Annotated in this window: 28 protein-coding genes; 13 read left to right on the top strand and 15 right to left on the bottom strand. The window is 63.5% G+C overall.

Going from position 1 to position 25,078, the window contains the following annotated elements:
* Positions 1-48: 48 nt before the first annotated feature.
* From ACVW17_RS20605 to ACVW17_RS20590, 4 genes are all read left to right on the top strand, one after another.
* Positions 49-762 carry a hypothetical protein gene (locus tag ACVW17_RS20605; RefSeq protein ID WP_456753577.1) on the top strand — a complete coding sequence of 238 codons (714 nt, stop codon included), beginning with the start codon at positions 49-51 and terminating at the stop codon, positions 760-762.
* Positions 762-2,054, top strand: a complete 1,293-nt coding sequence (locus ACVW17_RS20600) for an MFS transporter (protein WP_456753576.1) — start codon at positions 762-764, stop codon at positions 2,052-2,054. Before ACVW17_RS20605 ends, ACVW17_RS20600 begins: the two co-directional genes overlap by 1 nt.
* A 94-nt stretch (positions 2,055-2,148) precedes the next feature.
* Complete coding sequence (locus ACVW17_RS20595) at positions 2,149-2,835, top strand: YqcI/YcgG family protein (RefSeq protein WP_456753575.1); 687 nt, start codon at positions 2,149-2,151, stop codon at positions 2,833-2,835.
* Positions 2,832-3,152, top strand: a complete 321-nt coding sequence (locus ACVW17_RS20590) for a cupin domain-containing protein (protein WP_456753574.1) — start codon at positions 2,832-2,834, stop codon at positions 3,150-3,152. The genes ACVW17_RS20595 and ACVW17_RS20590 overlap by 4 nt, the downstream gene beginning before the upstream one ends.
* Positions 3,153-3,176: 24 nt before the next feature.
* On the opposite strand, the gene ACVW17_RS20585 is transcribed toward ACVW17_RS20590, so the two are convergent.
* A complete protein-coding gene (locus ACVW17_RS20585; protein ID WP_456753573.1) occupies positions 3,177-3,359 on the bottom strand; it encodes a hypothetical protein in 183 nt (60 codons plus the stop codon).
* Positions 3,360-3,384: 25 nt separating this feature from the next.
* Between ACVW17_RS20585 and ACVW17_RS20580 the strand changes: the two genes are divergently transcribed.
* The gene (locus ACVW17_RS20580) at positions 3,385-3,570 is read left to right on the top strand and encodes a hypothetical protein (RefSeq protein WP_456753572.1); all 186 of its coding nucleotides are present in this window, start codon (positions 3,385-3,387) and stop codon (positions 3,568-3,570) included.
* Positions 3,571-3,823: 253 nt separating this feature from the next.
* Here the strand turns inward: ACVW17_RS20580 and ACVW17_RS20575 are convergent, their stop codons facing one another.
* The 4 genes from ACVW17_RS20575 to ACVW17_RS20560 all read right to left on the bottom strand — a co-directional run bounded on the left by ACVW17_RS20575 (position 3,824) and on the right by ACVW17_RS20560 (position 7,419).
* Positions 3,824-5,083, bottom strand: a complete 1,260-nt coding sequence (locus ACVW17_RS20575; RefSeq protein ID WP_456753571.1) for a CaiB/BaiF CoA transferase family protein — start codon at positions 5,081-5,083, stop codon at positions 3,824-3,826.
* 319 nt (positions 5,084-5,402) lie between these two features.
* Positions 5,403-5,825 carry a GFA family protein gene (locus ACVW17_RS20570; RefSeq protein ID WP_456753570.1) on the bottom strand — a complete coding sequence of 141 codons (423 nt, stop codon included), beginning with the start codon at positions 5,823-5,825 and terminating at the stop codon, positions 5,403-5,405.
* A gap of 362 nt (positions 5,826-6,187) precedes the next feature.
* Positions 6,188-6,757, bottom strand: coding sequence for a DUF6456 domain-containing protein (locus ACVW17_RS20565; RefSeq protein ID WP_456753569.1), 570 nt, complete (start codon positions 6,755-6,757; stop codon positions 6,188-6,190).
* Between the two features lie 101 nt (positions 6,758-6,858).
* A complete protein-coding gene (locus tag ACVW17_RS20560; protein ID WP_456753568.1) occupies positions 6,859-7,419 on the bottom strand; it encodes a GcrA family cell cycle regulator in 561 nt (186 codons plus the stop codon).
* 126 nt (positions 7,420-7,545) lie between these two features.
* Here ACVW17_RS20560 and ACVW17_RS20555 point away from each other — a divergent pair, with 126 nt between their 5' ends.
* From ACVW17_RS20555 to ACVW17_RS20545, 3 genes are all read left to right on the top strand, one after another.
* Positions 7,546-8,181, top strand: coding sequence for a LexA family transcriptional regulator (locus ACVW17_RS20555; RefSeq protein ID WP_456753567.1), 636 nt, complete (start codon positions 7,546-7,548; stop codon positions 8,179-8,181).
* Between the two features lie 159 nt (positions 8,182-8,340).
* Positions 8,341-8,646, top strand: a complete 306-nt coding sequence (locus ACVW17_RS20550) for a hypothetical protein (RefSeq protein WP_456753566.1) — start codon at positions 8,341-8,343, stop codon at positions 8,644-8,646.
* Between the two features lie 134 nt (positions 8,647-8,780).
* The gene (locus tag ACVW17_RS20545; RefSeq protein WP_456753565.1) at positions 8,781-9,935 is read left to right on the top strand and encodes an OpgC domain-containing protein; all 1,155 of its coding nucleotides are present in this window, start codon (positions 8,781-8,783) and stop codon (positions 9,933-9,935) included.
* A gap of 10 nt (positions 9,936-9,945) precedes the next feature.
* Here ACVW17_RS20545 and ACVW17_RS20540 read toward each other — a convergent pair whose 3' ends face one another.
* Positions 9,946-11,592: a glycoside hydrolase family 3 N-terminal domain-containing protein gene (locus tag ACVW17_RS20540; RefSeq protein ID WP_456753564.1), complete on the bottom strand. Its 1,647-nt coding sequence runs from the start codon at positions 11,590-11,592 to the stop codon at positions 9,946-9,948.
* On the opposite strand from ACVW17_RS20540, the gene ACVW17_RS20535 reads away from it, so the two are divergent.
* Entirely contained in the window at positions 11,579-12,283 is a 705-nt protein-coding gene (locus ACVW17_RS20535; RefSeq protein ID WP_456753563.1) for a response regulator transcription factor, read from the top strand. The two genes, ACVW17_RS20540 and ACVW17_RS20535, sit on opposite strands and share 14 nt — an antisense overlap.
* Positions 12,280-13,872 (top strand): ATP-binding protein, encoded by a 1,593-nt coding sequence (locus ACVW17_RS20530; RefSeq protein ID WP_456753562.1) that lies wholly within the window; start codon positions 12,280-12,282, stop codon positions 13,870-13,872. The genes ACVW17_RS20535 and ACVW17_RS20530 overlap by 4 nt, the downstream gene beginning before the upstream one ends.
* Before the next feature lie 39 nt (positions 13,873-13,911).
* Here the strand turns inward: ACVW17_RS20530 and ACVW17_RS20525 are convergent, their stop codons facing one another.
* From ACVW17_RS20525 to ACVW17_RS20485, 9 genes are all read right to left on the bottom strand, one after another.
* Positions 13,912-14,766, bottom strand: coding sequence for an HpcH/HpaI aldolase/citrate lyase family protein (locus ACVW17_RS20525; RefSeq protein WP_456753561.1), 855 nt, complete (start codon positions 14,764-14,766; stop codon positions 13,912-13,914).
* A 3-nt stretch (positions 14,767-14,769) separates the two neighbouring features.
* Positions 14,770-15,225 carry a MaoC family dehydratase gene (locus tag ACVW17_RS20520; RefSeq protein ID WP_456753560.1) on the bottom strand — a complete coding sequence of 152 codons (456 nt, stop codon included), beginning with the start codon at positions 15,223-15,225 and terminating at the stop codon, positions 14,770-14,772.
* Positions 15,226-16,002: an enoyl-CoA hydratase/isomerase family protein gene (locus ACVW17_RS20515; protein ID WP_456753559.1), complete on the bottom strand. Its 777-nt coding sequence runs from the start codon at positions 16,000-16,002 to the stop codon at positions 15,226-15,228. It abuts the gene before it with no gap.
* 13 nt (positions 16,003-16,015) lie between these two features.
* Positions 16,016-17,221, bottom strand: a complete 1,206-nt coding sequence (locus ACVW17_RS20510; protein ID WP_456753558.1) for a CaiB/BaiF CoA transferase family protein — start codon at positions 17,219-17,221, stop codon at positions 16,016-16,018.
* Positions 17,222-17,248: 27 nt separating this feature from the next.
* Positions 17,249-17,965, bottom strand: a complete 717-nt coding sequence (locus ACVW17_RS20505; RefSeq protein WP_456753557.1) for an ABC transporter ATP-binding protein — start codon at positions 17,963-17,965, stop codon at positions 17,249-17,251.
* Positions 17,962-18,720, bottom strand: a complete 759-nt coding sequence (locus ACVW17_RS20500; protein WP_456753556.1) for an ABC transporter ATP-binding protein — start codon at positions 18,718-18,720, stop codon at positions 17,962-17,964. The genes ACVW17_RS20505 and ACVW17_RS20500 overlap by 4 nt, the downstream gene beginning before the upstream one ends.
* Positions 18,721-18,722: 2 nt before the next feature.
* Positions 18,723-19,742: a branched-chain amino acid ABC transporter permease gene (locus ACVW17_RS20495; RefSeq protein WP_456753555.1), complete on the bottom strand. Its 1,020-nt coding sequence runs from the start codon at positions 19,740-19,742 to the stop codon at positions 18,723-18,725.
* Complete coding sequence (locus ACVW17_RS20490; RefSeq protein ID WP_456753554.1) at positions 19,739-20,641, bottom strand: branched-chain amino acid ABC transporter permease; 903 nt, start codon at positions 20,639-20,641, stop codon at positions 19,739-19,741. The genes ACVW17_RS20495 and ACVW17_RS20490 overlap by 4 nt, the downstream gene beginning before the upstream one ends.
* Positions 20,642-20,735: 94 nt before the next feature.
* Positions 20,736-21,995: an ABC transporter substrate-binding protein gene (locus ACVW17_RS20485; protein WP_456753553.1), complete on the bottom strand. Its 1,260-nt coding sequence runs from the start codon at positions 21,993-21,995 to the stop codon at positions 20,736-20,738.
* A gap of 171 nt (positions 21,996-22,166) precedes the next feature.
* Here ACVW17_RS20485 and ACVW17_RS20480 point away from each other — a divergent pair, with 171 nt between their 5' ends.
* Genes ACVW17_RS20480 through ACVW17_RS20470 form a run of 3 tightly spaced genes read left to right on the top strand, consistent with a single transcriptional unit; the run spans position 22,167 to position 25,074 of the window.
* Positions 22,167-23,663 (top strand): AMP-binding protein, encoded by a 1,497-nt coding sequence (locus ACVW17_RS20480; RefSeq protein ID WP_456797814.1) that lies wholly within the window; start codon positions 22,167-22,169, stop codon positions 23,661-23,663.
* On the top strand, positions 23,660-24,304 hold the full coding sequence (locus ACVW17_RS20475; RefSeq protein WP_456753551.1) for a TetR/AcrR family transcriptional regulator: 645 nt from the start codon (positions 23,660-23,662) through the stop codon (positions 24,302-24,304). Before ACVW17_RS20480 ends, ACVW17_RS20475 begins: the two co-directional genes overlap by 4 nt.
* On the top strand, positions 24,301-25,074 hold the full coding sequence (locus ACVW17_RS20470) for an SDR family NAD(P)-dependent oxidoreductase (RefSeq protein ID WP_456753550.1): 774 nt from the start codon (positions 24,301-24,303) through the stop codon (positions 25,072-25,074). Before ACVW17_RS20475 ends, ACVW17_RS20470 begins: the two co-directional genes overlap by 4 nt.
* Positions 25,075-25,078: the final 4 nt, after the last annotated feature.

Below are 25,078 nucleotides of genomic sequence, written 5' to 3'. Positions count from 1 at the left end.
ATTCGAGGCTGCCATGTATAGCTCGCGATGGAATGTTGGAGTTCTGCCATGTCGCGACATCTGGGCAGCGGATATGAGGCGATCAGATCGCCTTGGACGGACTACGCGATCTACAGTCTACCCGACGCCTCCCGGATCGAAGCCTGCGACCGTCAGCCGCTGATGGACGCCATGAACGGCATCATTGCCGTCAACTGGCAGGCTACCGAGCCGCACTGGACAGCAAGCTCTTCGCCGTTCGACAAGAAGTACAGCCTGATCCTCGTCTGTGACGGATCCGGCCTCGTGGCTTTCTCGGTCTACCGCGTCCTGCAGATGTCGGCCGGACTTGGAATCTATCGAAGCGGCACCGAAGTGCTGCCGGCGCACCAGGGCCGCGGCTTCTACGGCTTCTTCACATCGGAAGTCCTGAAATGTTCGGGCGCAACTGAGCGACCCGACGGCAACGTGCTCTACGGCTGGCGTACCCGCAATCCGATCGTCTGGGCCGCGAACGCTAAGATTTGCGAAAAAGTGTCCCCATCATTGCTCGATGATGCGCAGGATCCTGCATTGCAGGCCGCCTGTGTCGAGATGTGCACCTCGCTCTATCCAGGCAAGCCGCTCGAACTGCCGGACATGATCATGCGCGGCGCTTACGGCCACATTAAACACCATCGGCAGGCCTATCACGGCACCGCATCGCTGGTCGATGCTGCGATGTCGCGCAAGATTCCGAATTCAGCGGATGCGCTGTTCTCGGTCGGTTACGCGAGGGTGTGATGTCGATGCTCGGACAACAAGCGGTTTACGCCCCGACGTCGCGCTTCACCGATCGCGCCTATCTCGCATGGACGGCGGTGGCGATCGCCTACGCCATCGCCTTCCTGCAACGCGTGTCGCCACAGTCGGTAAGCCTCAGCTTCATGCGCGATTTCAACACCGATGCAGCCGGTGTTGCGATGCTGGCCTCGAGCTATTTCTGGGGTTACACATTGATGCAGATCCCGGCCGGACTTCTGGTCGATCGCTACGGCGTCAAGCGCGTCGTCCTCGTCAGCATGATTGCCTCTTCGCTCGGCAGCGCCGCATTCGCGCTGGCGCCGAACCTGCTCGACGTCTTTGCCGCGCGCCTGATCGTCGCCTGCGGCGATGCGCTGGTCTTCACCGCACTCTTGAAGCTGGTGGCGCAGAGCTTCGCCGACGAGCGGTTCGGCATGATGTCGGGCATCTCGCAGGTCTCCGGCTATGTCGGAGGCGTGATTGCGACCACGCCGCTCGCCGCCGCCGTCTCGGGATTCGGCTGGCGGGCCTGCTTCCTGTTCATCGCCTGCATCGGACTTGCCAACCTCGCCTTCGCCAAGCTCGCGCTCAAGCCCGATCCGGCCTCACACAGCAACAAGACACTGAAGAGCGTCGTGCTGGCTGCGCGGCAAGCGCTGACCCATGTCGCGAATTGGGGTTGCGCAATGACGTTTGCATCGCACTTCGCGGTGGTGACGACGTTGTCGGGCGTCTGGGGCATTCCGATGGTCGCTCATTTCTTCCATATCTCGCCGACGGCGGCTGGAACGCCGCTGCTCGCCTTCATGATCGGCAACGCGCTCGGCTCGATCTTCCTCGGTCACGTCGCCGATCGTGCCGCAGCCGCACTCGACCGCGCGCTGATCGGCATCTGCGCCTTGCGCATGCTGCTGATCGCAATGCTGCTGCCGCCGATCGCGCAGACATTTGGTCTCGCCTACGTCACCGTTGTGTTCACGGCCCTGGGCCTCGTCGCCGGCGGCACCGTCCCGCTGGTGCTGAAATGCGTCAAGAAGCTCTACACCGCGGACCTCATCGGCGTCGGTGCCTCCGTGAACACCACTGCCGCCGGGATCTTCGCCGGCGTCGCGCAGCCCATCATTGGCTTCGCAATGCTTGCCGCGAGCCACGCCTCGGGAACCGACGCCGTGCACAACACGGCCGCGATCGGCGACGGCGGCTACAGCGCCTTGATCGTCATTCTGCTTCTCATGTCGTTGCCGGGCATTGCCGGGCCGCTGGTGATGAGAAGCAAGTTGATAGCTCGTTAGTGTCGTTATGAGTGTGGGGGGTGTTATGGAGCGCTTGTTCTTGAGAAAAGGCGAAGTTGCGTCAAGCTTTCCGGTCAGCAGTTGGCAGAGCGTGATGTTCTCCGAGTTTGAAGCCCAGATGAGCAGCGAGGCAAGGCCGTTCCCTTGCGTGTTCGGGGTGACCGGACATCGCCAGGATCAGCTCCGCTATCTCTTCCTCGATCCGTATGATGTCGCGGTGCTCGGCGAGCAACTTGGGCAATACGTGTCGGAGGCGCGCTCGTTCGGTCCCAACACCTCGCTGATCGTGTTCACGCGGCCCCGCCCGGTACAGACGCTCGACGCCTATTATCGCAAGATGTGGCTGACGCTCGACCAGCTCGCACGGCTGGACAAGAACCCATGGCCATCAGAGATTCCCGAGCAGATCGACCACCCGATGTGGGAGTTCTCGTTTGCGGGCGAGCCGATCTTCGTGGTCTGCACGACGCCTGCGCATGTGATGCGCCAGAGCCGGCGATCCAGCGCGTTCATGCTCACGTTCCAGCCGCGCTGGGTGTTCGAGAAAATCCTCGGGACGGAAAAGGCGGCGAACGCCGCGTTCGCCGAGGTGCGAAAGCGCTTGATCCCGTACGACAGCGCAAGCCCCTCCCCGCTCCTCGGCCGTTACGGCGCGAGCGACGGCCGCGAATACCTGCAGTACTTCCTGCACGACGATAACACCGCGAGCACCGGATGTCCCTTCGCCAAGCTCGCGCAGAACAAGACGCCCCCGATCGCAAACAAGGAACAGGCAGCATGACCCAGATCATCGCAGGCACGAAGACCGAACTTGCCATCGATCCGGAGATCCTGAACCTGCTTCCGGCACAGGGCTCGGTCGAGCTGCAGCACGATGCGGCCGGCAAAGTGCATCATTTCCATACCCATCCGGTCGATGAAATCCTGATGATCATCAGCGGCAGGCTGAACTTCATCTGGGATGGCGGCGAGCGGGTGGTCGGTGCCGGTGACACCATCCTGCTGCCAGCCGGCACCCGGCATCAATCCGAGGCGTTGGAGGGCGGCGCAATCTACGTGATCGCGATCCAGCCGCCCGCCAAACCATTGAACCACTGACCCACAGGAGAGATTGCGAGCACCTCAGGACAGTGAGGGATCGCCCGGCGGTTCAACCGCCAAACGTTCGACCAGCTCGATGACCTCGGAACGCTGGTCGGGCGCAAGTCGAAGGAAGGCCTTCAGCAGTCGCAGGCTTTCCAGCGTTTCGCTCGATGGAGCTCCGAGCTTCTTCTGCTGCTCTGCAACATATGTGGGATTTTTCATCTCGCACCTTAAGTGAGGATTACGAATGGCATACCCAGGTAAACGTGAAGGCTTGGCCCAGAAGGTCGACACCGCAGCGCAAGAGGCCGAACGCCTCGGCCTGACCACGGCAACCCTCATACTTCGGATGGCGCGCCTCGAAATTGATCGAGCGGAGCCCGAGGAGGTTGAAGGTATGCCAAGGAACAACTTGCGCAGCAAGCCGAACTGAGGTCCCGAATCGGGCCAATTCCGGCTGGAGGCCGCTGGCGCGCACCGGGCCCCATGGCGTCTGAACGACGTCCCGCGAGGCGAGAGCCGTTGCTCTCGCCTACGGTCAGTTTGGTTTGCGAATATTTGATCTTCGATGCAGGCCGGCGACGTGGCTAGATATTTCGAGCGAAGTGGAAACCGGTTCGCGTAAAGAAAATGCGTCAAAACAAGAACTAGAGCCCCGCTCCGATTCCGTCGGAGCGGGAAAGGCTCTAGCCGGTGTTTCCTGCCTTGCCGAACGCGCCTGCCTCCGCCAATGCAGCGATGCGCCGATCGTCGTAGCCAAGCGTCTTGCCCAGCACACCCCGCGTGTGCTGGCCGAGCAGTGGCGCCGCAACGGGATCGACCGTCGGGGTCAGGCTCATACTGACCGGCTGCTCGATGTTCGGAATCGAACCGGCGGTTGGATGCGCGATCTTGCTCAGTCGGTGACGGTCGCGCACCTCGGGCGCATTGAACCCCTCCTCGACCGTGCGGAGATAGCCAACCGGAATGTTGGCCTTCTTCATCTTCGCCATCCAATGCTCGAGCGTGTCGCTTGCAAACACGCTGGCAAGGATGGCGCGCAGCTTCTCCTTGTTGGCGGTCCGATTCTTCCGGTGCGCAAATTCGGGGTCGGTAATAAGGTCCGGACGCTCCAACACCTCGGTCACCAGACGGCGATAGAGCCGGTCATTGGCGCAAGCCATGTAAAGCGGACCATCGGATGCCCGGTAGACGCCGACGGTCGGCGAGCCGTTCGGGGAGTTGCCGAAACGGCCGGGATTGTTGCCGTTGATGAGATAGGCCATGCCGTAGAAACCGGTCATCGACACCGCGGTGTCGATCAAGGCGACCTCGACCTGCTGGCCGCGACCGAGCCGGTCGCGCGCAATCAACGCCAGCAGGATGGCGTTACAGGCCGACATGCCCGTTGCCATGTCGACGATCGGCGGACCGGTGCGCACCGGCTCGCCATCGGGAAAGCCGTTGAGCGACATGAAGCCGCTTTCGGCCTGCGTGATCGGGTCAAAACCTGGACGTAGCGCGAAATCGCCTTTGCGGCCGTAGGCAGAGATCGAGCAATAGACCAGCCGCGGATTGGCCGGCGCCACCGACGCATAATCGAGACCGAACTTCTTCATCACGCCGCCGGAGAAATTCTCCACCACGACGTCGGCCTTGGCAATCAACGCGCGCGCGACGTCTAGCCCGGCCGGATTGTTGAAATCGAGGGCGATGCCGCGCTTGTTGCGGTTGAGGCTGAGATACGCCGCACTTTCGCCGCCGATTTCGGCGTGCTCGTAGGCGCGCGTGTCGTCACCGCCATCCGGATTCTCGATCTTGATGACCTCGGCGCCGAAGTCGGCCAGGGTTTGCGTGCAGGCCGGGCCTGCGACGACGCGGGTGAAGTCGACAACCAGCAGGCCGTCGAGCGCCGTCGGAAGTCCTTCCCCGCGCGGCGTGCGCCCAGGCAGTTCTGGTCGGGCCATGATCTGACGCTTCCTCTATTTATTTTGTCAGGCGAAATACGATGGCTGCTACCAACGCTGACACCGCTTGCCTTTTAGCGGAAGCCTGTCACCAAGGCCAAACCCGGATTTTGCAGGGCGGGACCTTCGTCTGACATGGCTCCGGTCGGCCAAGACGGCCCCTGTAGCGTAGGGGCACCGACAAGCCGAACCAGCCCAATGTCGAGGAAATTGCCGGACAGCGGACATGTCGCGGAGTCCGGCCGATGGAATGAGGATACATGGGCGGGTGGCGACGCTCCGTCGCCCCCCGCTCTCGTCGTCGAGAACGACCGTCGCGCTATTCGGCGATCACCTCGCCCGAGCCGCCAAACTCGGCGGGAAAATCCTTCAGCTTGGGCAGACCGTCGCGGATCGGCAACACCGCCTCGGAATAATTGACGTGAACGCCGGGGCTGAATTTCAGCGTCGGAATCGTCGCCGTGAACACGTCGACGAGCCCAAGCGTCGGGTGGTTGGTCATCAGGTGACCGCCACACTTGCTGCAATATTTGCGCTGGCTCATCGCGGTCTTCTCGAATGTCGCGATATGATCGGCGCCCTTGGTGACCTCGACCGCCCCGGGCTTCCAGAGACTGAATGCATTCACCGGACCGCCGGACCAGGAGCGGCATGAACGACAGTGACAGTAGCCCATCGCCTCGGGCTCCCCCGTGACCTTGAGTTCGACGGCGCCGCAAAAGCAGTTTCCAGTGTGATTCATCGGTCGCTTCTCCTTGGGTGGTGTTGATCGGACTCCGCGCCGGCATCGACCCACGTTTTCGTGATGTTCGCGATGCTGGATGAGATGTAGGCGGGCGTAGCCGCTGCGAACTCCCTTATGGTTGTACCGGACCATTGCCTGCCGAAGAGGCAAGCATGTTGCACCCGAATGCAGGCTGATCGTCGACGCGAGCGAAGTTACATGAGAGTCCGCGCCACTGTCGACCATCTTCCGCACAACATGACGGAGCACATCGCGATCACAGGCAAGGATTGAGTGTGAGGCAAAGCACAGTCTTGCAGTGTGATGTACCGGCTACCTTCGCGGCAACCGGCACGTGGTCGCATTGCCTTACATCAGCATTACCGGCCCTTCGCGGGAACCTTGTTCGCCGTGGCAAGCCCGTACATCAACGCCAGCCGATCCAGGCATTCCTTGAGACGCCGCGCGAAATAGTCGTGCCAGCGCTGCGTGCGCAGCCCGCGCCGCTGCCCGACCTGCTCCATGGTCATGCCGAGGATCAGGACGTCGTGCACCAACGCCGATCCGTCGGCGCCAAGTTCATGCTCGGCGCGGTTCAAACGCAAGGCCGCCTGGCGCTGTCCCTCCGTGATCGGCTCACGTTGCCGGCCGCCATCAACGTACTCACGCGTGGTATCCACGGCACGCGGGCCGCGCTCGGCCTTCTCCCAGTCGTTCTGGAAAGCCCGACCGCTCCGATACTGCGCGTCGTCGATCTGTCGGTGCGCATGCAACCGGCCGAGCGGATCGTTGCGTATCGAGCGAAACGCAACGACTTTATCACCCAGCTCGAGCGCAAGCGGATCGTCGACCTCGACGGTCGCCACCTCGGCATTGAAGGGCAGATCCGTCGAGCGTCGATCATGCGTTCTGGCGGGATCGTACGGTTTGTGGCGTTTTGCGCGCGGCATTGGTGACCTCCTGATATCTGATGATGAACGCGCAGCGTGTTCCGCGCGGTCGCAGTTTGCGGAATGCGGACCGACGTCCTGGCGGTCGAGAAACGAATTGCTCAGATGGCTCCGACGGCTCGAAGCCAGGCATCGTTCAGGACAGGCTTCGCCGAAGCGTCGGGATCGCGGCTGAGGTCAAGATGCGGGGTGCAGTAGCTCGAGCCCGAGTGGCTTGGATGACCGCAGAAGGTCATGACCTCGCCGTCGGCATCCCCGCCATAGGGATAGCGGCAATCGCCCGGTTTGAGATCGAGCAGTGAAAGATGCCGAGGCGTGACCGCAGCGCAACGAAGCGGAGGCAACTCCGCCGTGTCGGCGAACATCTTCGGCCAGCGAATCGGATCCGGCTTCGGTTCGGCCCGTCCTTCGCGCAGCCGCTCGATCCCCGGAAGCTCCGGCGAGGACGGCTTGGGTGGATCGAGGCGTCCGGGCAGGGACGGTTCGGGCCGATCGAGGCCCGCCAACCCCATGCGTTGCGCTCGGCTGAGGGTCGCATTGCGTGTGTAGGCGGTATTGAAGGATTCGTTGATCCTGTCAGCGATTTCCGAATAGGACAAGCCGCGGGCGCGCAGGTCCTCCAAGGCTGCCGAATGCTCGGGCAGCCAATTCATCATTTCCATTCCAGATTCCCATTTCTGTCAGTTCGCCGGCGCCTCGGACACCTTCCGATATTCCGAAGAAAAAGTCAAGCTTGAATTCTGATAATCGTAACGGTATTATGTGTCCAGGCTTGGAGAGGATGAAACATGCTGGACGCTGCACTGATCGAACGAGCACTGGAAAAGACCGGGAAGAGCAAGGGCGGGCTTGCCCGCGCAATGGGGGTTCGGGCCGGGGCGGTGTCCGAAATCCTGTCGGGAATACGCCTGATCAAGGCATCGGAGATCGCTCCGATCATGGAATATCTGGAGCTGAACTCGGTGCCGATCGTGGGCCGGGTCGGCGCCGGCGCCTCGATCCAGCCGGAGCTCGAGCAGGTCCCGCCGGAGGGGCTCGGCGAGATCGAGCTTCCATTCCCGATGACCGAGGAGACCGTCGCTTTCGAGGTTTCGGGCGATTCGATGCTGCCCAAATACGAGAACGGCGACGTGATCGTGGTATACCGCGAACAGCGCTATCCGCTGTCGAGCTTCTACGGAGAGGAAGCTGCGGTCCGGCTGAAGAGCGGCGAGCGCTATCTGAAGACGATCGAACGCGGCAGCTCGTCCGGCACCGTCAACCTCAAGAGCTTCAACGCCAAGCCGATCAACGGCGTAAAGCTCGAATGGATCGGCGAAATCTGCGTCACCCTGCCCCGTGGCCAAATCGAGCGGCTGCGCGGCAAGACGGCGGCCAAGGGCCGCAAATCGGCCTCCAAGGGTGGCCGATCGTCCGAGAAATAGGCGCCGTTTTGGGACCGGGCTGATCGATTCGGGCGCCTCGCCGCCGAATCGGTCAGCGCCCCGCCACCTGAATTCCGATTATCGGCATTTTTCCTTGACAATATTCCGATTATCGGAAATAATGGTCGGTGCAAGTGAACGCATCGAACTTCCAGGCAAATGCAGTATTTTGTCGTGATGATCGACTATGGCCGCCGTGGCCGCGAAGCGATCGTCGATCCCGAACTGACGCGGCGAGAGATCGTTTCCCGGGTCGCGTCGCGGGAATACACAAACATTAGCTTCATCCACGAGATTGCCGAGCGCTCGGTCGAGGACGTCACGGACGACATCCTTGCGGAGGCCGCCCTGCCGAGCATCCCCCCGACCGGCGCGGACCTGCAAGCCAATGCGTTGGATCACGCGCGCGACCGGCGCAAGCACGAGCCGTGTGAGACCGCTCAGTTGGTGATTGCGAAAACGTGATCTTTCTTGAACCGACCACTTGGCCGGAACCCGAAACGGATTAGATAGGGTTCACGCAGAGTCTACTCGGACCGGGCACGGGTTCCCTTTAGATTGCCGCTTCGTTTTCTCGCGCCAGCAGATTTCAGCTTCAGATGACCTCGACATTAAATCCCGAGATCGCGCGAGCCGATGGCGATCTCAGGATCGCGCTGCTGCTTGGCATTGCGAACTGGTTTCTGTTCCTCGACCATGTTCCGCACAACGTCGTCAGCACACTGACCATGCGCAATTTCGGCTTCAGCGGTGCGACCGACCTGTTTGTCTTCGTCGGCGGCTACGCCGTGACGCTCTTCTATGCCAGGATGGCGCACGAGCGCGGCTTCCTGGTGGCCGCAACCCGCATCTTCAAGCGCGTATGGCAGCTCTATGCGGCCTATGTCGTGCTGTTCGTGATCTATGTCGAGTTGATCAGTTACGTCGCCGCACGAACCGCAGCGCCCGAGATCATCAGCGAATTCAACATCACCGGCTTTATCGATCACCCGATCCGGACTCTGATCTACGGCTTGTTCCTGCAGGCCAAGCCGCTCAATCTCGACGTGCTGCAACTGACCATTGCCCTGATGGCCTTTCAGCCGGTCGTCGTGTTCGGGCTGCTGTACGTCCCCAACGCGACGCTTCTCGGATCCGTTGCCCTCTACGCAACCGCCCGTGTCCTCGACTGGAACCTGACATCATCGACGTATGGAGCCTGGTATCTCAATCCGTTCTGCTGGCAATTGTTGTTCGTGATGGGCGGCTGGCTCGCGCTCATCGGTACGCGCCACGCGCCGACGATCCGCGCGATGCAGGCCATTCCGGCGCTGCGCGCCACGGCGTTGCTGTATCTGCTGTTTGCGCTGACGATCGTCTCCAGCAGCGAGATCCCGGCGCTCGCGCAGATGATGCCGAGCGGGCTGAGCGACGTGCTCCTGCAGAACGATCGGGAGGAAGTCGCGCCGCACCGCATCCTGCATTTCCTGGCCCTGACCTTCCTGTTCACCTGGATGGTGCCGCGCGACTGTGAATACCTGCGATCCTATGCCCTGCAGCCGGTGATCAAATGCGGCGAGGAATGGTTGGCCGTGTTCTGCGCAGGCGTGTTCCTCTCCTTTGCTGCACACCTGATCCTGATCACCGGCCCCTACTCGCTGACGAGGCAGGTCGCGGTCAGCATCGCCGGTATCGCAGCGATGACCGCCGTCGCCTACTATGTCTCCTGGTCGAAGCAGCAGGACAACAAATCGGCCGTCGGCGCGCATTCCTGACATCCGTCTCCTAGTCGATCAGCATCGCGCGCCTGAGCCGCGTCTCGCTGTCGCGCAACATCGCGGCATCGAGGCCGCCGCGTGCAGCGGCATCGGTGGCGCAGGCGAACAGCCGGTAAAATTGCAGCCCATCATAGGCGACCAGCAGCAGATCGACGCCGGCGTTCAACGCCTCCACGACCGCGGTGCAGACATCGTGCTGATAGATCGCGCCCATCACCAGATCATCCGTCATGACGATCCCCTGATAGTTCCAGGTCTTTCGGATCAGCCCATCGACGACGGCCTTCGAATGCGACGCAGGCCGTCCGGGATCGAGCGCAGTCACCGCCACGTGCCCGACCATCAGGCGCGCGCCGGTCGTTGCCAACACGTCACGGAACGGACGCCAGTCGGTCGTCTCGAGCTCGCCGAGCGGCGTATCGAGATCGGCCGTGAAATGATGCGTGTCCGCGCGCACCCGGCCTAATCCGGGAAAGTGCTTCACGGTGGCGTTCACACCCGCGGACTCGAGGCCATCAATGTACGCCCTTGCGATCGCGCTCACCTTGGCCGGATCGTCGGAGATCGCCCGCTGATCGATCAGCGTATTGAAATCGAACCGGTTGTGCTTGGCCTCCGGACGCAGGTCGAGCACCGGCGCAAAGTTCAGGTTGATGCCGAGCGACGCCAGGTCGCGGCCATGGATGCGGCCGAACTCCTCGGCTTTTGCTTTTTGTTGATCCGGCGGCAGGTCGGCGAGCGAGGCCAGCGCGGGCAGCCTCGTCAATGGCGGCGCGAGGTGCGAAACGATGCCACCCTCCTGATCGGTCGCGACCGTCAACGGCGGCAGTCCCGCCGCACGCCGCTTGGCCTGCAGGGTAGCGATCTCCGCCTTCAAGGCGTTAGCCGTCCTGCCCACAATGTTGCGCCGCGTTACATAGATCCCCGCAACGAACCCGTTCTCGGCCAGCGGCGCGACTTCGTCAAACGATCGGTAACCAACGATGAAGTGCCGCCCAAGCGACCGCGCGAGCACCGGTTCGGTCTGGAGAACGCACAGCTTGCGCAGCTCGAACACACCGTACGCGGCCAGCATCGCGAGCGGTGGCAGGCACCATAGCATCACCAGAAGCCGGCCCATCCACGCCCGCCAGCGCCAAGCGCCGCAGCGAACCAGCAGGAGCACGACGGCACCGCTGATGGCCACGAGGAGGAGATTGCCTGCCCCACGCAGCGGGACCAGATACGGGTCGTTGGTGTTGACGCCCGCGAAGACGAGAACGAGGCCTGCGATCCAGAGCAGGGTAATGCCGACGCATTTGCTGATTTGCATGGGGACCACGATGGACTGAAGAGCTCGATCGGGTTCGTCCGTATCAGACGAGATTCGCCGACGCGAGCCGGCAACCCCCACCCTGCACGCAATCTGCATAAAAATCCTGAACTCCTGCTGATCGCGCTCTCGCCCGCTGCACACACACAGCTCACCTTCGCCAGGCTGCGGGCCGGATATCATCTGCTCGCGACCAATGAACCCGCGCGGACCTTCACCCGACCACCATGACGCCGATCCGTTCTTGTCTCTCGCGGCAGTTGCCTTGTAGAACAATTGCATCAAGCGAGGGTAAGGCGTGGCCAGAACGCCGCATTCGGAGATCCCATTGACCCACCGCATTCTCGTTGTCGACGATGACCCACATATCCGCGAGGTGATCCGTGTCGCCCTCAGGAAAGCCGGCATGAGCGTAACCGAAGCGCGCGACGGCAAGGACGCGTTGGCCCGGTTTGCCGGCGAGCGGCCGGACCTGATCGTGCTTGACATCGGTATGCCGGAGTTCGACGGCCTCGACGTCTGCCGCGAGATCCGCAAATCGTCCGACGTGCCGATCCTGTTCCTCTCCGCCCGCGACGAGGAGATCGACCGTGTACTCGGCCTCGAGATCGGCGGCGACGACTATGTGACCAAGCCGTTCAGCCCGCGCGAGCTGGTCGCGCGGATCAACGTGATCCTGCGGCGGCTGACGCCGCGCGCGGGGAGCGTGACGTCGGAGGCGACCGTGCTCTCCCGGGGACGGCTTTCGATCGATCCCGAGCAGCACGTCGCGACGTTCGCCGGCACCGCGCTTCATCTCACCGCGATCGAATTCGGGATCCTGCGCGCCTTCCTGACGCGGCCAGTGGCGGTGTTCAACCGCGACCAGATCATGAGCGCTGCATACCAGCTCAATATCCAGGTCTCCGACCGCACGATCGACAGCCATATCCGCAACATCAGGGCGAAACTCGCCGCCGCGAAGTGCGACAATGTCATCGAAACCGTGCACGGCGTCGGCTTCAGGCTCGGGCGCTGCGAGCCGCAGGCATGACATCCTTCCGCGCCGACCGGAAATGGCGACCGTCGCTCAGCTTCGTGATCTTCACCGTGCTCGCGCTGGTCGCCGTGCTGCCGCTGATGGGGCTGTTCTTCTTTCGCCTCTACGACAACCAGCTGATTCACCAAACCCAGGCCGAGCTGATTGCCCAGAGCCGCGTGCTGGCTGCGATCTATGCGCGGGACGTGCAGGCCCGGCTCGACAAGGGCATACCGCTCGGCGCTGCGGTGCCGCCGGAAGCACTGCCGGATCCCGGCGACCAGGTCACCCCGATCCGGCCGGCGCTCGACCTCGCCGGCAACGATCTGCTGCGGCGACGGCCCGATGCGCAGCCGGCGGCAAAACCCGCGGATCCGGCCTACGTCGAGATCGGTGCCCGGTTGATGCCCATCATCCTCGAGACCCAGAAGGTGACGCTGGCGGGTTTCCGGATCCTCGATCCGCAAGGCGTGGTGATCGCCGGCCGCCAGGAGGTCGGACAGTCGCTTGCCCACATCGAGGAGGTGACCGCCGCGCTGGGCGGCCAGTACAGCGCCGCTTTGCGCATCCGCATGCCCGACAAGCCTCCGCCGCCGATCTATTCGATCAGCCGCGGCGTCGGCGTTCACGTCTTCTCCGCGATGCCGGTGATCGTCAACGACCACGTTGCCGGCGTGATCTACACCTCGCGGACGCCGAGCAACATCTTCGAGCATCTCTATCAGGAGCGCGGCAAGTTTCTGCTCGCCACGCTGGCCGTGCTGCTGGCCACGGTTGCGATCGGGCTGATGTTCTCACGCACTGTGACGCGTCCGATGCGCGAGCTCGTCGATCGCGCCGTGCGGATCGGCCGCGGCGACCGCAACGCCTTCCAGCCGTTACAGCACTATGGCACCCGTGAGCTCGCTCAGCTCTCCGACAGCTTTCTCGACATGGCCCAGCAGCTGTCGCGCCGCTCCGACTACATCGCCACCTTCTCGACTCACCTGACGCACGAATTGAAATCGCCGCTGACGTCGATCCGGGGCGCAGCCGAACTGCTGCAGGATTCGCTGCAAGGCAAGTCGGATACGCTGACACGATCCGAGCAACAAAGCTTCATCTCGAACATCCTTGGCGACGTCGAGCGGCTCGATGCGATGAGCCAGCGGCTGCGCGAGCTGGCGCGTGCGGAGAGCGTACCGCAGAACGAGCAGGCCCTGCTCTCCACCGTCATCGAAACCTTGAGGCGCCGCTTTCCCGGCCGCACCATCGCGGCCAGCGGTTGCCTCGAGCGCTCGATCGGGATGTCCGGCGAGAAGGCCCTGATCGTGCTGGCGCATCTGGCCGACAACGCATTCCGCCACCATGCGACAGCCGTCCAGATCGAAGCCAGCGGCGACGCTTCCCGTATCCGGATGACGGTGCGCAATGACGGCACCCCGATCTCCGACGCCAACCGCGACAAGATCTTCGAGGCGTTCTTCACCACTCGTCGCGACAGCGGCGGCACCGGCATGGGGCTCGCGATCGCGCAAGCCGTGATGGAGACCCATGGCGGCTCGATCCGTCTCTTGCCCTTAAGCCACGGCGTCGCCTTCGAGCTGGAGTTTCCCGCGGTCTGACCGGCTCGCCGTCGCCTTGCGAGGGTGCCTGACCGCGGACTATGTCCGCCGCGACGCCAGGATCTTCTGGGCGGCGCGCAGATGCGGCTTGTCCAGCATCTTGCCGTCCATCTTGGCGACCCCGGTTGGATTGTCGGCGAATGCGGCAATCACCCGCTCCGACCAGGCGATCTCCTCGTCGGTCGGCATGAAGGCCGCGTTGACGACATCGACATGCTTGGGATGGATCACGGCCTTGGCGAGGAAGCCGTCCTGCCGCGCTGCGATCGCCTCCGCCTTCAGCGCGTCGAGATCATTGATGTCGGTGGCGATGGTGTCGATCGCGACCACGCCGGCAGCGGCCGCGCCGATCAAACAGAGATCGCGAGCCAGGATGAAGGGTGAGTGATAGCGGCCGCCGGTGCGGTTGCGGGTTGCGCCGAGCGACGCCGCAAGATCTTCCGCGCCCCACATCATGCCCCACAGTCGCGGGCTCATGTTCTCGAAGTCGAGGATCTTCAGGACCGCGCGCGCCGTCTCGGTTGCGACCGTGACGATCCGCGTGGTGCCCTGCGCGATCCCGGAGGCGGCCTCGAACGCGTCGAGATAGAGCGCCAGCTTGTTGACGTCGGCGGCACCTGCGCATTTCGGCAGCACGATTCCGTCAGGCTTCCCTGGCATCACGGCGGCCAGATCCCCCAGTGTCAGATCCGTGTCAAACGCATTGACGCGGACATACATCGTCTGGCCCGGATTGCGCGCATCGAGCATCTCGCGCGTGATCGCGCGCGCGGCCACCTTCTGGTCCGGCGCGATGGAGTCCTCGAGGTCGAGGATCAGCGCGTCGGCCGCGGTCTTCTTGGCGCTCTCATATTTCCGGGTGCTGTCGCCGGGAACGAACAGGAACGATCGCATCGTCTATGCCTTTGGCTTGCAGTGCATCAGCCCGGTACGGCGGCAGCTCGCCACCACCTCGCCGCGCTGATTGGTCATGGTGTGCTCGAACTCGACGATGCCCTGGGTGGGCCGCGACTTGCTGGCGCGCTTGCCGATGATCTTCGTGTGCGCCTTCAAAGTATCGCCGTGGAACACCGGCCTTGGAAACTTGACGTCGGTCATGCCGAGATTGCCGACCGTGGTTCCCAACGTCGTGTCGTAGACGCTCATGCCGATCATGATGCCGAGCGTATAGAGGCTGTTGAACAGCCGCTGGCCGAACTCGGTCTTCTCGGCGAAATGCGCATCGAGGTGCAGCGGCTGCGGGTTCATGGTCAGCAAACTGAACATGGTGTTGTCCATTTCCGTCACGGTCCGGCTGAACGCGTGATGGAATTCCTGCCCGATCTCGAACTCCTCGAAATACAATCCAGCCATTTACCGTCCCTTGTAGTTGGGCGTCCGCTTCTCGACGAACGCATTCAGCCCTTCCTGGCAGTCCTCCGTCGAGGCGACCACCACGAAGCTTTCCGCCGTGTTCTCGACCGAACGACGGAAATCGGCATCGACCGCGCGCATGAAGGCGTCGCGGCCGATCTTCATCACGATTGGTGACTTGGCTGCGAGCTTGCGCGCGATCTCGCGGGCGCGCGCGAGCGCGGTGCCTTTCGGAACAACTTCGCTGAGCAAGCCCATGCGAAAAGCGGTTGCCGCATCGAAGGGCTCGCCGAGGAACAACGGGCCGAACGCCTGGTGCTTGCCGACCAGCCGCGGCAGCTGCACGAAATGGATCGCGGGGATCAGGCCGACGTCGATCTCGGGATAGCCGAAGGTCGAGCTGTCGCCCGCGATGATCATGTCGCAAGAGATTGCGATCGTCATGCCGCCGGCCCGCACCGCACCGTCGATCGCGGCAAGCGTCGGCTTGCCGATGCGGTACTGCGTATCGTTCAGCGCGAAATAGAGCCGCTCCAGGAATTTTTTGGTCTCGATCGCGGGCTTGCCCCTGACGATGTCGAGGTCGAGGCCGGCGCAAAACACCTTGTGGGCGCTGCTGATGATGACAGCGCGCACGGCATCATCATCGCGCGCCTTCGCCAAAGCCGCCAGCAATACGTCGATCAGAGGGATACTGAGCGCATTGACCGGCGCGCGATCCAGCACGATCTCCGCGATCTGGCCGGTGACCGAGTAACGGACGAGTTCCTTGCTCATGATCTGCCTCCCGTCAGCTCCTGGCTTGCCGCACAGCGCCGGACAGCAGCAGGACATCGATCTCGGCCGGGCCAAATCCGGCCTCGATCAGCACGGCTCGGCTATCCTGCCCGATGTCTGGCGCCGGACAAAGATGATCCTCGGACAGGCTCGCGATCCCCGGCGTGCGCGGCGAGTACACCGCGCCGATGCCCGGCGTATCCTGGCGCACCGACGCCCTGGTCGCCTCGACATGGGCGTTGCGCAGCCATTCGCCAGGATTAAGAATCCGCTCCGCGATGATATCGGCGGCGTGCAGCCGGGTCAGCCACGTCTCCGTCGCCTCGGTCAGGAACACCTCGCGTAATAGCGGGATCAGCGTGTCGGCGGCATCGGCACGCCGGGCGAAATCGGCGAAGCGCGGATCACTGGCGAGATCCTCGCGGCCGACCGCACCGCACAGCCGCTTGTACTGCGGCTCGTTCACCAGCGTCACCATCATCCAGCCGTCCTTCGTCTGGTAGGTGCCGGCCGGCACATTGAGCGCCCTCGGCGCACCGCCTTCAAGAATAAACTCCGCGACCTTGTGGCCGAGCAGCGCGGACGTCGACTGGCAGAGATTGACATCGATCCAGCGGCCGGTGCCGACCGTCGCTCGCGCGAACAGCGTCGTGGCGATGGCCTGGAATGCATAGACGCCGGTGACGACGTCGGAGATCGTGGTGCCGACCCGATGCGGCACCCCGTCGGTACCGACATTGATCGAGACCAGCCCCGAAAACGCCTGCGCCACCGAATCCGAGCCGGGCCGCTTTGAATAAGGTCCGCTCTGCCCGAAGCCGCTGACCGAGAGATAGACAAGGCCCGGATTGTCGCGAGACAGGCGCTCATAGCCGAGCCCCAGCCGCTCCGCGACCCCAGGCCGAAATCCTTCGATCAGCACGTCCGCCTCGCGCGCCAGCTTCTGCGCGATCGCAATGCCGTCCTTGTGCTTCATGTCGAGACACAGGCTGCGTTTGCCGCGATTGTAGACCGCCGATAGCGTGGTGTGATTACCGTAGGTCGTGCCGAGATAACGCGACCAGTCGCCCTCCGGCGGCTCGACCTTGATGACGTCGGCGCCATACACCCCGAGCAGCATCGCACAATAGGGCGAGGCGATGCCCTGCCCGAAATCGAGCACCTTCAGCCCGCGATAGGGCGCCTCATGCGTCGGCGCCTGCTTGCGTTCGCTCGCCATTTGTCCTCCCGTTAGCTTCGAAGGCCCCTACAGCGCGAGATAGCGCTGCCGGATGTTGTCGTTGGCCTTCAGCTCTTCGATGGAGGATGTGTAGACGATCTGTCCCTTGTCGATAACCGTCGCGTGGCTCGCAAGGCCAAGGCAAAAATGCATGTTCTGCTCGGCGATCAAGACTGTGGCGCCGGTGCCGCGAAGCTGCCGCAGCAGCTCGCCAATACGCTGCACGATGATCGGCGCCAGTCCCTCGCTCGGCTCGTCCAGCAGCAGCAGCACCGGATTGCCCATCAGCGTGCGGGCGATCGCCAGCATCTGCTGCTCGCCGCCGGACAGTCGTCCGGCGATCCGGGACCGCAACGGCTCCAGCAGCGGAAACACGTCATAGACCCGGCGGATCGACCACTCGTCCTCGCCATCAGGCCCCTTCTTCTGGCCGATCACGAGGTTGTCCTCGACGGTATGCTCGGGGAAGATCTGGCGGTCTTCCGGCACGAAACCGAGACCGGCCCGTGCGATGTGATGCGGGCGCATCCCGGATACCACTAGGCCGCGCAAGGTGACTTTGCCGCGGCGTGCCGGCGCCAGCCCCATGATCGCTTTCATGGTGGTCGACTTGCCGGCGCCGTTGCGGCCGAGCAGCGCCATGGTCTCGCCTTTCCGCACGGAGAGGCCGACGCCGAACAGAATCTGGCTGGTGCCATAGTAAACATCGAGGTCTTCGACCTGCACCACGGGCTGCGCGCTCATGCCACCGCTCCCGCGTGATCGTCGCTGCCGAGATAGGCTTCGATGACGGCCTCGTTCCTGCGGATCGCGTCCGGCGTTCCGGTGGCCAGGATCCGGCCGTAGCAGAGCACGACGATCCGCGGCGCGATTTTGAACACGATATCCATGTCGTGCTCGATGAATACGACGGTGATCTTCTGCGTCTCCCAGAGCTCGCGCACCTTGTCGATCATGCGCCAGCGCTCTTCGGTCCCCATGCCCGCGGTCGGCTCGTCGAGCAGCAGCACCTTGGGATCGAGCACCAGTGCGAGCGCGATATCGAGCAGCTTCTGGTCGCCATGCGACAGCGTCGCTGCGGTCCTGTTGCGCTTGCCGGCGAGGCCGAGCAGCTCCATGGCATGTTCGGCGCGGTCGCGCGTCTCGGCCAACGGGAAGCGGCGATGCATCACGCCGGCGCGGCGCTGATCGGCACAGACCGCAGCCAGCATCGTCTCCTCGACCGTCAGCGACGGGAAGATGCTCGCCACCTGGAAGGCGCGGCCGATGCCGTGGCGCACGATCTCCGGCGGGGACTTGCCCGCCAAGTCGACACCGTCGAGCAGGATCTGGCCGGCATCGGGCCGCAGCGCGCCGGTGATCAGGTTGAAGAAGGTGCTCTTGCCGGCTCCGTTGGGGCCGATCACGGCGGTAAGCGAACCATCGGCAAAGTCGAGCGAGACGTTGTCGGTCGCCTTGACGCCGCCAAAGGATTTCGAAATCCCGCGAATTTCCAGCATGGCTAACCGCGCTCCTCGCCGCGTCGCTGCGCGAACCATTCGACGACGAAGTCCATCAGTCCTTTGCGCAAGCCGATGGCAAAGAACAGGATCACGATGCCGAGCACGATGCCGTGGTACTCGGTCAGGCGGGTAACCGTGTCATTGAGGATCAAGAACAGCATGGTGCCGACCATCGGCCCGAGGAAGGTGGTCACGCCGCCGAGCATGTTGATGAAGATGCCCTCGCCCGACATCGTCCAATAGGCGAATTCGGGATAGGCGCCCGAGACGAACAGCGCCATGATCATGCCGCCGGTCGCAGCAAACAGCGCCGCCAGCACGAAGATGGTCAGCTTCGCCCGCCAGACATCGATGCCGACGAAGCTCGCCCGCGTGGCATTGTCGCGGATCATGCGCAGTGTGTAGCCGAATGGCGACTGCGCAATCTGGCGCATCAGAAACAGCCCGATCACCAGCAGCGCACAGCTCGCGATGTAGAGATGCAGATGGTTCGAGAGATCGATACCGAGGAACGGCGGCCGCGGAATGCCGCCGCGCAACCCCTGGTCACCGCCGGTCAGTGACTGCCACGACAGGATGGTGGAATGGATCAGCATCTGGAACGCCAGCGTGACGAAGGCGAAGTAGATTTCCTTCAGCCGCACGCAGATCGCACCGATCACGACGGCGACGACAAAGGTCATTGCCAGCGTGGCAGCGAAAGCGACCGGGATCGCGACGCCGGTCTTCTGCATCATGAGGCCAAAGCCATAAGCACCGAGGCCGAAGAACATGCCGTGACCGAATGAGATCAGTCCGGTGTAGCCGACCAAGAGGTTGAGCGAGGTCGCGAACAAGCCGTACGCGGCGCAGCGGATCACGAAATCCAGCAATTGCTTGCTGCCGAACAGCACCGGCAGCAGCGCGAGCAGGACGAACGCCGCGAGCGCGATCAGAAGATCGCGATAGCGCTGCGGCCTGGCGTCGATCCGGGGCACCTCGAGCGGTTGCGCCTGCTGCCCGGCCTGCAACTCGGTCATGCGACCTCCTTGCCGAACAGGCCGGTTGGACGCGACACCAGCACGATCACCATGAAGAGATACATCAGCCCTTCGGTGAACAGCGGGAAGCCGAGGGATCCGAACGAGCGGATCAGGCCGATCAGCAGCGCGCCGATCAACGCGCCGAGGATCGAGCCCATGCCGCCGATCACGGTCACGATGAAGGACTCGATCAGGACAGAGAAGCCCATGCCCGGCGTCAGCGAGCGCACCGGCGCCGCCAGCGCGCCTGCCAATCCGGCCAGCATGCCGCCGAGCGCGAACACGCCGCCATAGATCAGCCCGGTGTTGATGCCGAGCGCCGACACCATCCCGGGATTGTGGGCGGCCGCGCGGATCACCTTGCCGATTCGGGAACGCGCCAACCCCAGCCCGAGAACCACCGCAGCGGCGAGTGCCACGCCGATCAGCAGCAGATAATATGGCGGCACCACGCCGCCGGCGATGAACAGCGGCGGGACCTGGAATGCGGCCGGCATGCCCATCGACTTGAACTCTGGCCCCCAGATCATGCGGACGACATCGTCGAAGATCAGCACGAAAGCGTAGCACACCAAAAGCTGCATCAGCACATCGCGGCCGTAGACGCGGCTCATGAACACGCGCTCGAAGATCAGGCCGAGGATCGCCGTGCCCACAGCGCCGCTCAGGATCGCCAGCGCAAAGCTGCCGGTGAGCTGGTAGGCCGTCATCGCGAAATAAGCGCCGAACATATAGAAGGCGCCGTGGCTGAAATTGACCACCTTGAGCACGCCGAAGATCAGCGTCAGCCCGACGGCGACGAGGAACAGCAGCATGCCGATGATCAGGCCGCTGGTGGTCTGTGTCACCAGGCAGGCAGGGCTGGCGAAGCAACTGGCGAGCGCGTCGAGGTCCACGAGAATCTTCCATTACGGCGGGCCGCAACGCCGGCGCGCGATCAACATCAGATCGAAGGCGGAGGCAGCCGAGTGCCTCCGCCTCGCAGGCGGATCAGGTGTAGCCCTTGCTCTTCTTCCACTCGGCTTCGAGCTCGAAGATGGTCTTCCAGTCACCGGCCTTGACGTCGGGAACGTAGGGCTCCTGCGGGATCGTGGTGCCCCAGCCGATCGCATAGCCGACCAGCGTGTGATCATCGGCGCGCATGGTGACGGTGCCGTCGGCGCCGAACGGGCACTTGATGGTGAGCCCGGTGAGAGCCTCCGCGACCTTCTTGCCATCGGTCGAATTCGCCTTCTTGACGGCCTCGTTGAGGAACATCACCGCGGTTGCGTTCTGCCACGACCAGTTGGTCGGGTACTCGCCGTACTTCGCCTTGTAGGCGTCGCCCCAGGCCGCATTCTCCGGCGTCGCCGGAAAGGTCTTGATGTAGCGGTCGCCGGAGTGGATGCCCTTGGGCAGATTCTTCACCACGGTGAGCGCGGTGTAGTCGGCCATGTTGACCGCGAACACTTCCATCTGGGTGAACAACGCGTAGATGTTGGCCTGATCGATGTAGGAGGTGAGATCGCCGCCCCACAGGCAGGAATACATCGCCTGCGGCTTGGCCTGCAGGATCTTGGTCACCACCTCGGTGTAATCGGGCTGGAACAGTTTTGGCCAGGACTCGCTGATGATCTCGACATCGGGCGCGAACTTCTTCAGGTATAGCACGAATTCGCCGGTGGTGTCGCGGCCATAGGCATAGTCGGGCGAACAGGTCGCCCATTTCTTCAGGCCCTTGGCCTTGGCGATCCCTGCCGCGTAGCCGGCACCGACGATCGAATCATGAATGCCCTGCCGCACGCAGCGGAACGCGTTCGGGATGTGCTGCTTGGGATCGGCCGTCAGCGACGAGGCTTCCGAGCAGGTGTGGATGCAGAGCACGCCGAGATCGCGCGCCACCTCGTGAACCGCGAACGATCCCGACGATGCCTCGCCGTCGAGCAGCATCTCGCAGCCGTCGGTGTTGACGAGCTCGCGCGCGATCCGCGCGGCTTCCTGCGGCTGTCCCTTGGAGTCGCGGATCACCATCTCGATCTGCCGCCCGGCCAGGCCGCCGGCGGCATTGACCTTCTCGACTTCGAGCATCACCGCGTTGCGCGAGGACGTTCCGAGCTGCGCGACGCGGCCCGACAGAATGGTCGGCATGCCGATCTTGATCGTCTTGGCTTGCGCACGCGCCACCCATGGCGCGGCAAAAGTCATTGCACCGGCGCCCATCAGCGCAAGCGTCGAACGCCGGCTGATGCCCGGTTTCCGGGTCCTCGTCATCGTTCCCCTCCCTGTCGGGTTCGCGTTCCCAAAAGCCCTGTCGGAGATCGTTTCGTCTCCATGGCCGAGATGTTTTCAGAGCAAGGGGGGTGACGTCAAGCCAGATATGAATTACGACTCATAATTCACCTAGGGCGAAAACGGCGCCGGAATCGGCCCGACGAGCGGCAAATGATCAATCTTTCCAGCTTCATCGCATTTCATGCCAGGCGGACTCCGGACCGTTGTGCGCTGAAATATCGCGGCGAGGACGTCTCCTACGCCGAATTTGATCTGCGCATCCGCCAGGTCGGAGGCTGGCTCGCCGCACGCGGGATTGCGCCGGGCGACGTGGTCGCCGTCCTGATGAAGAACAGCACCGCCTTTCTCGAACTGGTGTTCGCGACCAGCCATATCGGCGCGATATTCCTGCCGATCAACTATCGCCTGTCAGCCAATGAGGTCGGCTACATCGTCGGCAATGCCGGCGCGCGCCTGCTGGTCGCCGACGAGGAGCTGGCGGCAATCGCGGCCGGCGATGCGCCCGTCGTACTTCTCGATGAAGTCGCGCAGTCCAGCATCACCAACCTCGAGCCCGATATCGCGCCGGCGCCGATACATGTGCGGCAGCCGCGCGACCTGATGCGGCTGATGTACACCTCGGGCACGACCGATCGTCCCAAGGGGGTGATGCTCAGCTACGAGAACATCTATTGGAAATCCGCCGACCAGACGCTGGTGCTGGGATTGAACGCCGGGACGCGGCTGCTTGTCGTCGGACCGCTCTATCATGTCGGAGCGCTCGACCTGCCCGGCATCGCCGTGCTCTGGCATGGCGGCATGCTGTGCATCCACCGCACCTTCGAAGCCGAACCGGCGCTCGCCGCGATCGAACGCGAGAAGCTCAACGCGGCGTGGTTCGCGCCGGTCATGACCACGGCTCTCCTCACCTGCCCGAACCGCGACCGCTACGACGTCTCCAGCCTGCGATGGGCGATCGGCGGCGGTGAGAAGACGCCGGAAGCCCGCATCCGTGCCTTCTCGGATTATTTTTTGAATGCGCGCTACATCGATGCCTACGGCCTCACCGAAAGCTGCGGCGGCGACACCTTCATGGAAGCAGGACGCGAGATCGAGAAGATCGGTTCGACCGGTCGCGCCATCGCCCATGTCGAGATCGAGATCCGCGACAATGCCGGCAAACGCCTGCCCGCCGGCCAGAATGGCGAGATCTGCCTGCGCGGCCCGAAGGTCACGCAGGGCTACTGGAAGGATCCGGAGAAGACCGCGGCCGCCTTCTTCGGCGACTGGTTCCGCACCGGCGATATCGGCTACCTCGACGACGACGGCTTCCTCTATCTGACCGACCGCAAGAAGGACATGATCATCTCCGGCGGCGAGAACATCGCCTCCTCCGAGGTCGAGCGCGTCATCCACGAGATGCCCGGGGTGCGCGAGGTCGCGGTGATCGGCTTGGCGGATGCGCGCTGGGGCGAAAAGCCCGTCGCCATCGTGGTGCTGGCCGATGACGCCAAGCTCGATCTGCCCGATCTCACCGATTTCTGCCGGACAAGGCTAGCTAGCTTCAAGGTGCCGCGGCAGTTGATCCTCCGCGACAGCCTGCCGCGCAATCCATCCGGCAAGGTGCTCAAACGCGTGCTCCGCGCCGAACTCGAGGCTAACGCATGACACAAGCGACATCCGCCAAAGTGACAAAGCTCAACCGGGTCGAGCGCAACGCCTGGACCAAGCAGAAGATCTTCGACGCCGCGACCAAAATCGTCGGCAAATACGGCTATGCCGAAGCCTCGGTGGCGCGCATCACCGAGGCCGCCGGCGTCGCGCAGGGCACCTTCTACAATCATTTCGAGAACCGCCAGGAACTGCTCGACCAGTTGCTGCCGAAGATCGGCCTCGACATGGTCCGCTTCATCCATGCCCGCACCGGCACCGCCAGCGAAGCCCGGCAGGAGGTGGAGCGCTTCAGCGCCTTCTTCGATTTCATCCGCAAGGTGCCGGAGTTTCTCCGTATCCTGAACGAAGCCGAGTTCTTCGCGCCGATCGGCTATCAGAAGCACTTCGACAATATCTCGAACGCCTATGTCCGGATCCTGCAGCGCGCGCGGACCGCGGGAGCCACCAACAATTTCAGCGACGAGGAATTCGAGGCCATCGTCCAGGTGCTGATGGGTGCGCGCGGTTATCTCAGCCGGCGCTATTCCTATTCCGAGCAAGGCGTTACCGCCGTGCCCGACTACGTGATCACGGCTTACCAAAAGCTGGTCACCCGCGGCCTGTTCACCACCAGCGACAAGGGAAAGAAGTCATGAGCGCTGACGGCACCATCCTCGTCACCGGCGGCAGCCGCGGCATCGGCGCGGCGACCGCGACGCTGCTCGCCGATCAGGGACACCGCGTCGTCATCGTCGATATCGCGCCCGAACCGCTGGTCGGCACGACCGCCATCCTCTGGCCGGCGCCGTTCGACGTCGCGAGCGAGAGCGCCGTGGTCACGGGCGTCGCCGACATCGAGAAGGCGCACGGGCCGATCACGGGCCTGGTCAACGCGGCCGGCGTGTTCGGCAAGATGCACACGATCGAGCGGGTGCGGATGGAGCAGTGGGACCGCGAGGTCAATATCGACTTGCGTGGCACCTTTCTGGTCGCACGCAGCGTCGGAATCGGCATGGCGAAGCGGCGGCATGGTGCGATCGTCAACGTCGCCTCGGTGGCCGGCATGACGTCGGGTCCGATCCACGCCTATACCGCAGCGAAGGCCGGCGTCATCCAGATCACGCAGACGCTCGCCGCCGAATGGGGCCGCGCGGGCGTGCGGGTCAACGTGGTGTCGCCGGGCTTCACACGCACGGCCGCGCTCGAGGCCGGCATCGCATCGGGCGCGCTGAACAAGGATCAGCTGGCGCGCCCGACCGCGATGAACCGGCTGGTCGAGCCGGTCGAGGTGGCGCAGGCGATCGCCTGGCTGCTCTCGCCGCAGAGCAGCGGCATCACCGGCATCAACCTGCCGGTCGACGCCGGCTACATCGCGGGCACCACCTGGGCCGCCTATGGCGGTCTGCCCGACGCACCAGCGAGCTAAGGAC

Source organism: Bradyrhizobium sp. USDA 4473 (genome assembly GCF_054063335.1).
Note: the sequence above shows the minus strand (reverse complement) of the source record. Positions and strands in the feature narration are given on the sequence as shown.

Coding starts and splice junctions, on each gene's coding strand:
- ACVW17_RS20550 (WP_456753566.1), top strand. CDS start 8,341: ATGCAGTATTTTGTCGTGATGATCGACTATGGCCGCCGTGGCCGCGAA.
- ACVW17_RS20495 (WP_456753555.1), bottom strand. CDS start 19,742: ATGACCGAGTTGCAGGCCGGGCAGCAGGCGCAACCGCTCGAGGTGCCC.
- ACVW17_RS20595 (WP_456753575.1), top strand. CDS start 2,149: ATGTTCTCCGAGTTTGAAGCCCAGATGAGCAGCGAGGCAAGGCCGTTC.
- ACVW17_RS20555 (WP_456753567.1), top strand. CDS start 7,546: ATGCTGGACGCTGCACTGATCGAACGAGCACTGGAAAAGACCGGGAAG.
- ACVW17_RS20530 (WP_456753562.1), top strand. CDS start 12,280: ATGACATCCTTCCGCGCCGACCGGAAATGGCGACCGTCGCTCAGCTTC.
- ACVW17_RS20580 (WP_456753572.1), top strand. CDS start 3,385: ATGGCATACCCAGGTAAACGTGAAGGCTTGGCCCAGAAGGTCGACACC.
- ACVW17_RS20525 (WP_456753561.1), bottom strand. CDS start 14,766: ATGCGATCGTTCCTGTTCGTTCCCGGCGACAGCACCCGGAAATATGAG.
- ACVW17_RS20485 (WP_456753553.1), bottom strand. CDS start 21,995: ATGACGAGGACCCGGAAACCGGGCATCAGCCGGCGTTCGACGCTTGCG.
- ACVW17_RS20475 (WP_456753551.1), top strand. CDS start 23,660: ATGACACAAGCGACATCCGCCAAAGTGACAAAGCTCAACCGGGTCGAG.
- ACVW17_RS20570 (WP_456753570.1), bottom strand. CDS start 5,825: ATGAATCACACTGGAAACTGCTTTTGCGGCGCCGTCGAACTCAAGGTC.
- ACVW17_RS20605 (WP_456753577.1), top strand. CDS start 49: ATGTCGCGACATCTGGGCAGCGGATATGAGGCGATCAGATCGCCTTGG.
- ACVW17_RS20480 (WP_456797814.1), top strand. CDS start 22,167: ATGATCAATCTTTCCAGCTTCATCGCATTTCATGCCAGGCGGACTCCG.
- ACVW17_RS20510 (WP_456753558.1), bottom strand. CDS start 17,221: ATGGCGAGCGAACGCAAGCAGGCGCCGACGCATGAGGCGCCCTATCGC.
- ACVW17_RS20565 (WP_456753569.1), bottom strand. CDS start 6,757: ATGCCGCGCGCAAAACGCCACAAACCGTACGATCCCGCCAGAACGCAT.
- ACVW17_RS20600 (WP_456753576.1), top strand. CDS start 762: ATGTCGATGCTCGGACAACAAGCGGTTTACGCCCCGACGTCGCGCTTC.
- ACVW17_RS20575 (WP_456753571.1), bottom strand. CDS start 5,083: ATGGCCCGACCAGAACTGCCTGGGCGCACGCCGCGCGGGGAAGGACTT.
- ACVW17_RS20500 (WP_456753556.1), bottom strand. CDS start 18,720: ATGCTGGAAATTCGCGGGATTTCGAAATCCTTTGGCGGCGTCAAGGCG.
- ACVW17_RS20590 (WP_456753574.1), top strand. CDS start 2,832: ATGACCCAGATCATCGCAGGCACGAAGACCGAACTTGCCATCGATCCG.
- ACVW17_RS20545 (WP_456753565.1), top strand. CDS start 8,781: ATGACCTCGACATTAAATCCCGAGATCGCGCGAGCCGATGGCGATCTC.
- ACVW17_RS20560 (WP_456753568.1), bottom strand. CDS start 7,419: ATGGAAATGATGAATTGGCTGCCCGAGCATTCGGCAGCCTTGGAGGAC.
- ACVW17_RS20585 (WP_456753573.1), bottom strand. CDS start 3,359: ATGAAAAATCCCACATATGTTGCAGAGCAGCAGAAGAAGCTCGGAGCT.
- ACVW17_RS20505 (WP_456753557.1), bottom strand. CDS start 17,965: ATGAGCGCGCAGCCCGTGGTGCAGGTCGAAGACCTCGATGTTTACTAT.
- ACVW17_RS20520 (WP_456753560.1), bottom strand. CDS start 15,225: ATGGCTGGATTGTATTTCGAGGAGTTCGAGATCGGGCAGGAATTCCAT.
- ACVW17_RS20540 (WP_456753564.1), bottom strand. CDS start 11,592: ATGCGGTGGGTCAATGGGATCTCCGAATGCGGCGTTCTGGCCACGCCT.
- ACVW17_RS20470 (WP_456753550.1), top strand. CDS start 24,301: ATGAGCGCTGACGGCACCATCCTCGTCACCGGCGGCAGCCGCGGCATC.
- ACVW17_RS20515 (WP_456753559.1), bottom strand. CDS start 16,002: ATGAGCAAGGAACTCGTCCGTTACTCGGTCACCGGCCAGATCGCGGAG.